Annotated in this window: 13 protein-coding genes; 5 read left to right on the plus strand and 8 right to left on the minus strand. The window is 66.7% G+C overall.

The genetic code is table 11. The annotated features are described in order from the left end of the window. Positions 1–33: 33 nt before the first annotated feature. Complete coding sequence (locus tag IEW22_RS06320; protein ID WP_188585751.1) at positions 34–1,515, plus strand: DUF349 domain-containing protein; 1,482 nt, start codon at positions 34–36, stop codon at positions 1,513–1,515. A 50-nt stretch (positions 1,516–1,565) separates the two neighbouring features. On the opposite strand, the gene IEW22_RS06325 is transcribed toward IEW22_RS06320, so the two are convergent. Together IEW22_RS06325 and miaB are read right to left on the minus strand one after the other, a co-directional pair. Further along, complete coding sequence (locus IEW22_RS06325) at positions 1,566–2,477, minus strand: Rv2732c family membrane protein (protein WP_373284138.1); 912 nt, start codon at positions 2,475–2,477, stop codon at positions 1,566–1,568. Continuing rightward, positions 2,474–4,000 (minus strand): tRNA (N6-isopentenyl adenosine(37)-C2)-methylthiotransferase MiaB, encoded by a 1,527-nt coding sequence (gene miaB, locus IEW22_RS06330; protein ID WP_229742228.1) that lies wholly within the window; start codon positions 3,998–4,000, stop codon positions 2,474–2,476. The genes IEW22_RS06325 and miaB overlap by 4 nt, the downstream gene beginning before the upstream one ends. A gap of 254 nt (positions 4,001–4,254) precedes the next feature. Between miaB and IEW22_RS06335 the strand changes: the two genes are divergently transcribed. Genes IEW22_RS06335 through IEW22_RS06350 form a run of 4 tightly spaced genes read left to right on the plus strand, consistent with a single transcriptional unit; the run spans position 4,255 to position 7,583 of the window. Beyond that, positions 4,255–4,983 carry an amino acid ABC transporter ATP-binding protein gene (locus tag IEW22_RS06335; RefSeq protein WP_188585853.1) on the plus strand — a complete coding sequence of 243 codons (729 nt, stop codon included), beginning with the start codon at positions 4,255–4,257 and terminating at the stop codon, positions 4,981–4,983. A gap of 1 nt (position 4,984) precedes the next feature. Beyond that, entirely contained in the window at positions 4,985–5,989 is a 1,005-nt protein-coding gene (locus IEW22_RS06340; protein WP_188585752.1) for a glutamate ABC transporter substrate-binding protein, read from the plus strand. Beyond that, complete coding sequence (locus tag IEW22_RS06345) at positions 5,986–6,669, plus strand: amino acid ABC transporter permease (protein WP_188585753.1); 684 nt, start codon at positions 5,986–5,988, stop codon at positions 6,667–6,669. Before IEW22_RS06340 ends, IEW22_RS06345 begins: the two co-directional genes overlap by 4 nt. Continuing rightward, complete coding sequence (locus tag IEW22_RS06350) at positions 6,666–7,583, plus strand: amino acid ABC transporter permease (protein ID WP_188585754.1); 918 nt, start codon at positions 6,666–6,668, stop codon at positions 7,581–7,583. The genes IEW22_RS06345 and IEW22_RS06350 overlap by 4 nt, the downstream gene beginning before the upstream one ends. Positions 7,584–7,698: 115 nt before the next feature. Here the strand turns inward: IEW22_RS06350 and IEW22_RS06355 are convergent, their stop codons facing one another. The 6 genes from IEW22_RS06355 to IEW22_RS06380 form a co-directional block, all read right to left on the minus strand. Next, a complete protein-coding gene (locus IEW22_RS06355) occupies positions 7,699–8,199 on the minus strand; it encodes a regulatory protein RecX (protein WP_188585755.1) in 501 nt (166 codons plus the stop codon). Between the two features lie 272 nt (positions 8,200–8,471). Then, positions 8,472–9,515, minus strand: coding sequence for a recombinase RecA (gene recA, locus IEW22_RS06360; RefSeq protein ID WP_188585756.1), 1,044 nt, complete (start codon positions 9,513–9,515; stop codon positions 8,472–8,474). A 276-nt stretch (positions 9,516–9,791) separates the two neighbouring features. Then, positions 9,792–9,986: a DUF3046 domain-containing protein gene (locus IEW22_RS06365; protein ID WP_188585757.1), complete on the minus strand. Its 195-nt coding sequence runs from the start codon at positions 9,984–9,986 to the stop codon at positions 9,792–9,794. Positions 9,987–10,043: 57 nt separating this feature from the next. Beyond that, the gene (locus IEW22_RS06370) at positions 10,044–11,213 is read right to left on the minus strand and encodes a glycosyltransferase (RefSeq protein WP_188585758.1); all 1,170 of its coding nucleotides are present in this window, start codon (positions 11,211–11,213) and stop codon (positions 10,044–10,046) included. Positions 11,214–11,229: 16 nt separating this feature from the next. Beyond that, positions 11,230–11,424, minus strand: a complete 195-nt coding sequence (locus IEW22_RS06375) for a hypothetical protein (RefSeq protein WP_188585759.1) — start codon at positions 11,422–11,424, stop codon at positions 11,230–11,232. Between the two features lie 3 nt (positions 11,425–11,427). Then, the gene (locus tag IEW22_RS06380) at positions 11,428–12,237 is read right to left on the minus strand and encodes a PspA/IM30 family protein (protein ID WP_188585854.1); all 810 of its coding nucleotides are present in this window, start codon (positions 12,235–12,237) and stop codon (positions 11,428–11,430) included. Positions 12,238–12,273 lie beyond the last annotated feature (36 nt).

The following is a 12,273-nucleotide window of genomic DNA, read 5'->3' on the forward strand; positions in this document are numbered from 1 at the left end:
TGACGCGCGGCGAGGGACGAGAGGTGTGAGGACATGACAGGCGAGCAGACGACACCCGGAGCACATGAGCCGGACTCGGCAGCCAGTCCCGGATCCCCTGCCGCCCCGGAATCCTCTGTAGCCCCGGAGTCCCCTGCCACAGCACCCGCCTCTGAGGCATCCCCGGCGGCGCCGGCTGCGACGCCGAAGCCGGGACCCAAGCCCGGTCCCCGCCCGGGCGCACCCAAGCCCGGACCGAAGCCGGGCGCGCACCCCGCACCCGTCGCCGCGGCCGACCCCACACCCGCACGTCCGGCGTCGGATCCGACCGCATTCGGGCGCATCGACGACGACGGCGTGGTGTGGCTCATCACCCCCGAGGGCGAACATCAGGTCGGGTCCTGGCAGGCGGGCACGGTCGCCGAGGGGCTGGCGCATTTCGGGCGCCGCTACGACGACCTGGCGACCGAGGTCGAGATCCTCGAGGAACGTCTCGAAGCCGGTTCGGGCGACCCGCGAAAGACCAAGTCCGCCGCCCAGGCAGTGCTGGACGGACTGCCCACCGCCGCGGTGATCGGTGACGTCGCCGCGCTGGAGGCCAAGTTGCGGGCGCTGGTCGACGGCGCCGATTCGACAGCAGCCGAGCAGAACAAGCGTCGCGAACAGGCTCGCGCGGCAGCCATTGCGCGCAAGGAGACGCTGGCCGCCGAAGCCGAACAGATCGGCGCCGAGTCGACACAGTGGAAGGTCGCCGGCGATCGGCTCCGGGCGATCCTCGACGAATGGAAGACGATCAAGGGCGTCGACCGCAAGACCGACGACGTCCTGTGGAAGCGCTACTCGCGGGCGCGCGACGCGTTCAACCGTCGCCGCGGAGCCCACTTCGCCGAACTCGACCGTGAACGCGCGGGCGCCAAGGCGCGCAAGGAAGAACTCATCGTGGCCGCCGAGGAGCTCTCCGACTCCACCGACTGGGCTGCGACGTCGGCACGTTTCCGCGAGCTGCTCGCCGAGTGGAAGGCCGCCGGACGCGCTCCCCGCGACACCGACGACGCACTGTGGGCCCGCTTCAAGGCAGCCCAGGATGTGTTCTTCGCCGCCAGGAAGGCGGCCAACAACGAGCAGAACGCGGAGTTCACCGCCAACGGCGAGGCGAAGGAAGAACTTCTTGCCGAGGCCGAACGGACCATCGACCCCGATTCCGACCTCGATGCGGCGCGCCGTGCCTTCGGCGAGATCCGCGATCGCTGGGATGCGATCGGCAAGGTTCCGCGGGAGAAGATGGCATCGCTCGAGTCACGGATCCGTGCGCTGGAGAAGCGGATTCGCGACGCCGAGGAAGCGCGGTGGCATCGCACCGACCCGGCGGCGAAAGCGCGCGCCGAACAGTTCGCCAGCCGCGTCGAACAGCTCGAAGAGCAGGCCGACAAGGCCGAGGCGAGCGGCAAGACGAAGGAGGCGGCCAAGCTGCGCGAGCAGGCGGTGCAGTGGCGCGAATGGGCTCGCGCCGCGGAGAGCGCCATCTCCGACCGCTGACCCGGGCAGACCCGCGCGACGCGGGTATCAGCCCGCCCAACCCGCGAGGTTCAGTCCTCGTCGCGCCCGTCACCTGCCTGGTCACCGGACTTCTCCGTGAGATCGGAGGCGGAATCTGCCGAGTCGGTGCCGGCTGCCGGGGGCTGCGTATCCGACGTCGACGGGGTTGCACTCGACGGGCTTGTACTCGACTGGGTGGTGCTGGAGTCGGTAGCCCGGGATTCGGCGTTCTTGGCCGCTGCCCGTCGCCGCTGCTGCAGTTCGACCATGCGCACCTCGTTGCGCTGGGCCTCCAGCCTGCGGCGCTGTTCGAGCGCCAGCTGATAGTCGGTACGGTTCCACACCACGCGCGCCCAGTGGAAGGTGAGGACGAACATCGCGATCCAACCGATCACCAGACCCGCGCCCACACCGCTGGGTGGTGTGATCCCGTTGACGCCCGGGGTGTTTCTCGACCACCAGGCGAGCATTCCGGCCACGCAGGTGACCGCCGATCCGGCGAGCGCGATCCACGCCAGCGTCCACCGCCGGGTGAGCAGCGCCACCACCGAGAAGCCGATACCGAAGATCACCTCCATCCACACGAACACCCGTGAGGTCACGGTGACCCGCTCGTCACGGGCCGCGTCACTGAAGGTCAGAACGTCGATCCCCGACGCGTGACCGGTGTGCGGCAGGACCAGCGACACGATCACCGCCAGCACCGCCACGGCCACCACGACCGCGCGCGCACCGGGGTCGATCTCACCGGCGACCTTGCGTTCGGTGCGACGCAGCTGCGCTTCGAACTGCTCGAAACCGTCGGACACCGGACGGTTGTCGCTGATCGGCTCGGGGTGAGCCTCACCGGTATGAGGGGTGCGCGCGGCCGAGCCGTCGCTTCCGGCGATCCCGTCCCCGGTCAGATTGTTCTCGGGAGCCCTGTCCCCAGCAGAATCGCCGCTTCGATCCGTCACGCTCATGCCCCGCATCCTGTGTCACATCCGGCGGTGGCCGCCACGGGTTCTGGCCGACCCATCCCCGGCATGCCCAGCCCGACCCCGATCGGCGGGGTCTGCGGGGTGCGGCCGGCCTCGTGGGCGTCCCCGGCGCGGGTGCGGCGATGGGAGATCAGCGTCCCGTCGGCGACCAGATGATGCGGTGCAGCACCGGTCACCACGGTCTCGATCACGTCACCGGGGCGCACCGCACCGGACTCGGGTGCGGCGAAATGCACCAGTCGACCGTCCCGGGCCCGACCCGACATGCGCCGGGTCTCGGAGTTCTTGCGCCCGTCGTCGGCGCTCACCAACAGTTCCACCTGTGACCCGACGAGTGCACGGTTCTGTTCCAGACAGATCCGCTCCTGCAGCTCGACCAGACGCTGGTATCGCTGCGTCACCACCTCCTTGGGCACCTGCTCGTCCATGTCGGCGGCGGGTGTGCCCGGGCGGGGTGAGTACTGGAAGGTGAAGGCGGCCGAGAACCTGGCCTTCTCGACGACATCGAGGGTCGCCTGAAAGTCCTCCTCGGTCTCACCGGGGAAGCCGACGATGATGTCGGTGGTGATCGCCGCATGCGGAATCGCCTCGCGCACACGGTCGAGGATGCCGAGGAATTTGGTCGTGCGATAGCTGCGCCGCATCGACCGCAGGATTCGATCGGATCCCGACTGCAGCGGCATGTGCAGCTGCGGGCAGATATTCGGCGTGGCCGCCATCGCCTCGATCACGTCGTCGGTGAACTCGGCGGGATGCGGCGAGGTGAACCGCACACGTTCGAGGCCGTCGATCCGCCCGCAGGCACGCAAGAGGTCGGCGAACGCGCCGCGGTCACGGGGTTGGTCGGGATCGGCGAACGACATCCCGTAGGCGTTCACGTTCTGGCCGAGCAGGGTCACCTCTACGACCCCCTCGTCGACCAGTGCCTGCACCTCGGCCAAGACATCACCCGGTCGGCGATCGACCTCCTTACCGCGCAGTGCGGGCACGATGCAGAAGGTGCAGGTGTTGTTGCAGCCCACCGACACCGACACCCACCCGGAGTAGGCCGACTCGCGGTGCGCGGGCAGCGTCGACGGAAAGGTCTCGAGGGAGTCGAGGATCTCGACCTCGGCGTGCTGGTTGTGCCGGGCGCGTTCGAGCAGTGCGGGAAGTGACCCGAGGTTGTGCGTGCCGAAGACCACGTCGACCCAGGGCGCACGGTCGATCACCGCACTGCGGTCCTTCTGGGCGAGGCAGCCACCCACGGCGATCTGCATGTCGGGGCGCTGCGACTTCACCGGGGCCAGATGCGACAGGTTGCCGTACAGCTTGTTGTCGGCGTTCTCCCGGACCGCACACGTGTTGAAGACCACCAGGTCGGCGTCGGCGGGATCGGCGGCGCGGACGTAGCCGGCCGATTCCAGCAATCCCGCGATCCGCTCGGAGTCGTGCACGTTCATCTGACATCCGTAGGTCCGCACATCGAAGGTGCGACCCGACCCGGTCACTGCTGCCCTACTCACTTTGACCAGGGTACTTGCCGAGACGAACAGGCCAGAATCCGCCCGGCAACGGCGTCACCGACGACCCCGGACCGCGAGGAGAACAGTAAACTCTGGACAAAGCTCGCACGTCAGCGGCGGTGCGTCGCATCACATCAGCCACCGCTCGTGGGTATCGTCAGCGCATGACCCCTCCTCCTTCTTCGGAACCGGGCTCTCCCCCTGCGAGTTCACCCAGCACTGCCTCGGCGCAGGCCCAGACACAGGCGCCGTCGATGATCTCCATGCGCCACGTGGACAAGCACTTCGGCGAGCTCCACGTCCTACGCGACATCACCCTGGAGATCCCCCGCGGTCAGGTCGTGGTCGTGCTCGGCCCGTCGGGTTCGGGCAAGTCGACGCTGTGCCGCACCATCAACCGTCTCGAGCCGATCGACTCGGGTGAGATCTACGTCGACGGCGAACAGCTACCCGAGGAGGGCAGGGCGCTGGCCTCGTTGCGCGCCGAGGTCGGCATGGTCTTCCAGTCGTTCAACCTGTTCTCCCACAAGACCATCCTCGACAACGTCACCCTCGCACCGACCAAGGTGCGCAGGCTCTCACGCGACGAGGCGAAGAAAAACGCACTCGCGCTGCTCGAACGCGTGGGCATCGCCGGGCAGAAGGACAAATATCCCGCGCAGCTGTCGGGCGGCCAGCAACAGCGTGTCGCGATCGCCCGGTCACTGGCGATGAACCCGAAGGTGATGCTCTTCGACGAGCCCACCTCGGCGCTCGACCCCGAGATGGTCAACGAGGTCCTCGACGTGATGGTCTCACTGGCCAAGGAAGGTATGACGATGGTCTGCGTCACCCACGAGATGGGCTTCGCCCGCCGTGCGGCCGACCGGGTCATCTTCATGGACAACGGCGCCGTGGTCGAGGACTCCGACCCGGAGAGCTTCTTCACCGCACCGAAGTCCGAGCGCGCCAAGGACTTCCTCGGCAAGATCCTGGGGCACTGAGATGCGGAGAGCCTTTCGTGTCCGCGCGACGCTGGCGCTGGCTGTCGCCGCCGTGTCGTCCGCGTCGCTGGTGAGTGCCTGCGGCAGCAGTGAACCTCGCAACCTGATCGATTCGATCCGCAGCGGTTCGGTGATCCTGGGCACGAAGTACGACCAGCCCGGGTTGGGTCTTCGCCACCCGGACAAGAAGTTCAGCGGATTCGACGTGTCGGTCTCGGAGTACGTGGTCGACACCATCGCCGACCGACTCGGTGTGAAACACCCGAAGATCACCTGGCGCGAGACGCCGTCGGCGCAGCGCGAGACGTTGATCGGCAACGGCGAGGTCGACATGATCGCCGCCACCTACTCCATCACCCCCTCACGCGCCAAGAAAGTGGCCTTCGCCGGGCCGTATCTGGTGACCTATCAGGGACTGATGGTGCGCAAGGACGACACGTCGATCACGACGCTCGCCGACCTGAACCGGGGTAAGAAGCTGTGCTCGGTCACCGGTTCTACCCCGGCACAGAACGTCAAGAAGCAGCTCCCCGGTGTGCAGTTGCAGGAATACGACTCCTACTCCTCATGCGTCGAGGCATTGCAGCGCAACAAGGTCGACGCGATGACCACCGACGAGATGATCCTCGCCGGCTTCTCCAACTTCGATCCGGGCAAGTTCAAGCTGGTCGGGATGGAGTATGCGAAGGACACCTGCGTCAACGACACCTACAAGAAGGCCGGCGCCCCGTTCTCCACCGAGTACTACGGGATCGGCATGGCCAAGGACCAGCCCGACACGGTCAAGGAGGTCAACTCCGTGCTGCAGCAGATGCTCACCCCGGCGACGGGCTCCTCGGTCTCCCCGTGGTCGAACGCACTGCAGAAGGCCGTCGGAGCCGAGGAGGTCAACAGGATGCGTGAACGTGCGGGGAGCTCGGGATCGAAGTACACCTTCACTCCCCAACCGGGAAATCTGTCCTTCCTCGACGCGCCGTCGACACCGTGCCCCAAGGAGCTCTCGTGAACGATCTCTGGTCGGATATCGGCCCGCAGCTGTGGCCGGCATTCGAGACGACACTCAAGCTGACCCTCTACGCCGCGATCGGCTCGGCGATCTGGGGCACGATCCTCGCGGGACTGCGGGTCTCACCGATTCCGGTGATGCGCGCCTTCGCCACCGCCTACGTCAACGTGGTGCGCAACACCCCCCTCACCCTCATCGTGATCTTCTGCTCGGTGGGCCTCTATCAGAATCTGGGGCTGGCACTCGCCCCGGAGAACGACAACTTCATCAAGAACAACAACTTCTGGCTCGCGGTGCTCGGCTTCGTGATCTACACGTCGACCTTCGTCTGCGAAACACTGCGCTCGGGCTTCAACACCGTGCCCGTGGGACAGGCCGAAGCAGCGAGATCGCTGGGTATGTCGTTCATCCAGGTGTTCGGGATCATCGTGTTGCCGCAGGCGATGCGCACGGTGATAGGCCCGATGGGCAGCGTGCTCATCGCACTCACCAAGAACACCACGATCGCCTCGGCGATCGGAGTGGCCGAGGCGTCGCTGCTGATGAAGGAGCAGATCGAGAATCACGCCGACCAGGTGATCGCCATCTTCGTGATCATCGCCATCGGCTTCATGATCATCACCCTGATCGAGGGATTCGTGTTCGGATATCTGGCCAAACGATGGGAGGTCAGGCGATGACCACACGTGCGACAGCCCTCTACGACGCGCCGGGCCCCAAGGCGCGGGCCCGCAACCGGATCATCACCGTGATCTTCTCGATCCTGGTGATCGCGCTGGTCGTCTGGATCCTCGTCACCCTCGGCAACAACGGTCAGCTCGCCTCCGAGAAATGGTCGCCGTTCATCAAGTCGACCACCTGGACCACGTACCTGCTGCCCGGCCTGTGGGGCACGATCAAGGCGGCACTGCTGTCGATCGTGTTCGCCTCGGTCCTCGGCGCGGTGCTGGGCATCGGCCGGCTCTCCGATCACCGCTGGGTGCGCATCATCAGCGGCGCGATCGTGGAGTTCTTCCGGGCGATCCCCGTGCTGATCCTGATGATCTTCGCCTACTACCTGTTCGCGCACTACGCGATATTCCCCGCCACGCAATTGTCCTTCGCCGCAGTGGTGTTCGGCCTCACCTTCTACAACGGCTCGGTGATCGCCGAGATCCTGCGCTCGGGCATCAACTCCCTGGCGCGCGGACAGTCAGAAGCCGCGTACGCACTGGGCCTGCGCAAGTCCCAGGTGATGCGCATGATCCTGTTGCCCCAGGCGGTCACCGCCATGCTCCCGGCACTGGTGTCGCAGATGGTGATCGCGCTCAAGGACAGCGCGTTGGGCTACGCGATCGGCTACGTCGAGGTGGTGCGGTCGGGTATCCAGTCGGCGTCCTACTACGGCAACTATCTGCCGGCACTCGTGGTGGTGGCGCTGATCATGATCGTGATCAACTTCTCCCTGTCGAGCGCGGCCACCGGCATCGAACGACGCGTGCGTCAGGGCAGTCGGCGCCGACGACAACCCGACCCGGAGCCGAGTGCGGAAACCAAGGTCCGTGAGGGTGAACGCACCACGGCCGCTGGCGATCCGATAACCTACGGCGACTGAGCTGCGACGATCCGGCCACCGCGACAACACTTGTCGGCGGCGGCCGGATCCCGATAGTCGGCGTTCAGTGAGGTTCGGCGTTCAGTGAGGTTCGGCGTTCAGTGAGGTTCGGCGTTCAGTGAGGTGCCGAATGCGCCAGTGCGTCGAGCGCCTCGTCGACGATCTCGATGGACATCGGCGCCGGGAACCCTCGGCGGGCGAGCATGGCGACCAGTCGCCGCCGGTGGCGCAGTCTGTCGTCGCGATCGACGAGGTCGACGGCGTCGAGTCGCGCTACCTTCTTCTCGACCAGTCGCATGGCCTGCACACGTTCGTCGTCGGTGTCGATCTCGGCGAGCGCACCCTCGATGACCTCGGCTGCCACTCCCTTGGTGCGCAGCTCATGCCGTAGGGCCGTGCGTCCCTTGCCGCTGTGTTCGTGACGGGAACGCACCCATTCGGTGGCGAAGTCGGTGTCGTCGAGAAGTCGCTCGCGCAGGAGGCGGTCGATCAGCTCGTCAACCTGCTCGGTCGCAAAATCCTTGCGCAACAAGCGGGTACGCATCTCGTCACAGCTGCGTGCGCGCACCGCGAGCAGTCGTAGCGCCGCGTCGTAGATGGACCGGTCATCAGTCATCCCCTCGTCCGCGGTGGCGGTCGACGGGCCATGACTCGACTTGTCTGTCGAATTCTCGGTCAGGTGGATGGCTGACGTTCGCGTGGTATCGGCCGATCGGCCTGGACCATGAGACCCCTGATCGCGATGCCCACGATCGCGAGCGAGGATGTCCGCGGTGGCGGCGGCTAGCCGTCTGCGGACATCCTCGCGGTGGCGTTCTGTGTCAGACATCAGCGTTGTACGAGATCAGCTCGCTCGTACACGATCGGTGCCATCGACGCATCGGTCCGTCAGAAGTCCACCGGCGCGGGGGCGATGTCGTCCTCGGTCAACACCGCACCGATGCCCAGCTTCTCTTTGATCTTCTTCTCGATCTCATCGCGGACGTCGGTGTTCTCCAGGAGGAACTTCCGTGCGTTCTCCTTGCCCTGACCGAGCTGATCGCCCTCATAGGTGAACCAGGATCCGGATTTGCGCACGAATCCCTCGGCCACACCCAGGTCGATCAGCGAACCCTCCTTGCTGATGCCGTGGCCGTAGAGGATGTCGAACTCGGCCTGCTTGAACGGCGGCGACACCTTGTTCTTCACGACCTTCACACGGGTACGGTTACCCACCGCCTCGGTGCCGTCCTTGAGGGTCTCGATGCGTCGGACATCCAGGCGCACAGACGAATAGAACTTCAGCGCCTTACCACCGGTGGTGGTCTCCGGGGAGCCGAACATCACGCCGATCTTCTCGCGCAGCTGGTTGATGAAGATCGCGGTGGTGTTGGAGTTGTTGAGCGCCGAGGTCATCTTGCGCAGCGCCTGGCTCATCAGGCGGGCCTGCAGACCCACGTGGCTGTCACCCATCTCGCCCTCGATCTCCGCACGGGGCACCAGCGCAGCCACCGAGTCGATCACGATGATGTCGAGTGCGCCGGAGCGGATCAGCATGTCGGCGATCTCGAGTGCCTGCTCACCGGTGTCGGGCTGCGACACCAGCAGTGCATCGGTGTCGACCCCGAGTTTGGATGCGTAGTCGGGGTCGAGGGCGTGCTCGGCGTCGATGAACGCCGCGATACCGCCGTTGGCCTGGGCATTGGCCACCGCGTGGAGTGCGACGGTGGTCTTACCCGAGGATTCCGGGCCGTAGATCTCCACGATGCGCCCGCGGGGCAGGCCACCGATGCCGAGTGCGACATCGAGTGCGATCGACCCGGTGGGGATCACCTCGATGGGCTGACGCGCTTCCTCGCCGAGGCGCATCACGGATCCCTTGCCGAAGTTCTTGTCGATCTGGGCAAGTGCCAGATCGAGTGCCTTCTCGCGGTCCTGGGGTACAGCTGCCATGGTTGCTCTCCTGGTCGGGTCGGCCGTTGCTCGCTTCCGCGGGCCGGCCGGGGTGGCGCCGGGTTCTCCGGCGGTGGACGTGTTCACATCGGCCCGCGTTCTCTTCGTGGTCCCACGCTTCTGGGTCATGCCCGAGACGCTAGATGTGCCTACCGACAATCCACCTCGTGCACACCGAACACTGTAGACGAACAGGTGTTCGAGGTGAGGATTTCGAGTGCCGACACGCCGGGGAGAGGACCCGCCGAGACGCCGGGCCGCCGGATCAGGCGGAAGTCACCAGAGTTCGCGGGGGACGTCGAAGTCCCTGCACAGGGCCACCCAGACGTCACGCGGGTCGACGCCGTCCTCGATCGCCTGCGCGGCGGTCCGGCCACCCAAATCGATCAACACGTGGTCGATCAGCAGCGAGTCGGCTGCCTGACTACCGAACTGGGTGTGCACGAGTTCGGTGAATTCGGTGAGTCGCATCGACACCAGCGTAGCGATGCGTGGACCACCCACACGACCCCACACGACCGGGCACTCTCACACCGATGCGGCCACCCGATGGCACACCCGGATCGGGTCGACGGTGTCGGCGATCGACTCGCCGATCGCCCGCGCGGCCCGCGTATACGCCGGATCGCCGAGTACCTCGAGCACCGCCGCCCACAGTGCCGCCGCACTCAGTGGTCGAACCGACAGCCCGGCGCCGGCCCGCCGGGTCCGCTGCGCCAGCTCCCATTGATCGCCGCCACCGGGCACCGCCACGACCGGCACCCCGGCGAGCAACGACTTCGCCAGCATCCCGTGTCCCCCACCGCAGATCGTGACGGCGGCATGTGCGAGCAGGTGGTCTTGCCGTCCGTGTCCGGCGACCAGCCAGTCGGTGGCGGGCCCGGAGTCGGTGGCGGACCCGGAATCGGAATCGATGGTGGACACGACCATGCGCACACCGCGCCCGGACAATGCCTCGACGGCGAGATCAGCCAGATCGGCGACACCGGTGACCGCTGTCGACGGCGCCACCATCACCAGCGGCGCATGTCCGGGCGGCACAGTGAACTCGGTGTCGGTGGGTTCCCACAGCAGCGGTCCGACCAGATGCGCGGTCGCCGGCCAATCGGGGCGGAGAACCTCCAGACCCGGCAGCGTGGCGATCAGATGGGCATCGGGGCGCGGGATGTCGGGCGGCAGGCCCACCGCCGCGCGCGCCGAACGGCGCTGTCGCTCACCGGTGGCCAGCGAGCGCGCGGTCAACGCCCGAGCGAGTGCGTCGCCGGCGCGCCCGAACAGGCCATCGGCAGGCGCACGACCGGACCCGATCGGCGGCAGTCCGCGCGACGGTTCGTAGAGCGGATGCGGTGACAGCTGCACCCAGGGAATCCCCAGGGCTGCCGCCGCCCATCCCCCGCACACCGTGAGGACGTCGGAGACCACCAGGTCGGGAGCGGCCGCGCGCAGGGGTTCGAGGAGGTCGAGGGTCATCGCCGCTGCCCGCACACTCAGCCTCGCACCGGCGTCGACGTCGTCGGTCGGCGGATCGTCGACACCGGGCAGCTGACACACCCGTACGCCGACCGGCACCGCGACATCGTGCCAACGTTGACCGGTGAACACGATCGCCTCGTCCCCGGCATCGGCGGCACGCTCGGCCAGTGCGAGTGCGGGGAACGCATGACCGGCATCGGGTCCGGCGACGATCGCTATGCGCACGCCGCCCCCGGGGCGATCAGTATCGCGTGTGGTTGCCGGACGTGTGGTTGCCGGACTTCGAGCCGGATCCGGTGAACCAGCGGACGACGGTGATGGTCCCGATCGCTGCGAGAATCAGCAGCACGATCGCGGCGATGCCCTTGATCGCGGCGGCGAGCACCCCGAACAACAGCCAGACCACCACGATCGCCAGTGCGACCTTCCACCACATGACTCAGTTTCCCTCGACCTGCTTGTCGGGCGTCTCCTGCCCGATCTGCGGCGTCTGCTCGGCACTCTGGGCCTTCGGCAGCGCCTCGGAGCGCATGCTTGCGCGGATCTCCTCGAGCTTGCTGTGTCCGGCCATCTGCGTACTCGCCTGCTGGACCTCCATCATGCGGCCCTGCACAGAGTTGCGTGACAACTCCGCCGACCCCAGCGCGTTGGCGTAGCGGCGTTCGATCTTGTCTCGCACCTGGTCGAGGCTGGGTGTGTTACCCGGCGCGGAGAGCTCGTCCATCTGGTTCAGCGATGCGCTGACCTGTTCCTGCATCTTGGCCTGCTCGAGCTGGGTCAGCAGCTTGGAACGCTGGGCGAGCTTGTCCTGCAGCATCATCGAATTCTGCTCGACGGCCTGCTTGGCCTGTGTCGCCGCCTGCAGCGACTGGTCGTGCAGGGCCTTGAGATCCTCGACGCTCTGCTCGGCGGTCACGAGTTGAGCTGCGAACGCCTCGGCGGCGTTGGTGTACTCGGTGGCCTTCTTCACGTCACCGGCTGCGGTGGCCTGATCGGCCAGTGTCAGCGCCTGACGGGTGTTGGCGCCGAGCTTCTCGACCTCCTCGAGCTGACGGCTCAGCTTCATCTCCAGCTGACGCTGGTTCCCGATGACCGCGGCGGCCTGCTGCGACAACGCCTGATGCTGGCGCTGCGCGTCCTCGATGGCCTGCTGGATCTGCACCTTCGGGTCGGCATACTCGTCGACCTTGGCGTTACCCAACGCCATCATGTACTTCCACGCCTTCACGAACGGGTTCGGCTTGGCCATCGGTGTGCGCTGCTCCATGTCGGTACTGGCAGTCGG

Source organism: Gordonia jinhuaensis (assembly GCF_014639795.1).
Lineage (GTDB): Bacteria > Actinomycetota > Actinomycetes > Mycobacteriales > Mycobacteriaceae > Gordonia_B > Gordonia_B jinhuaensis.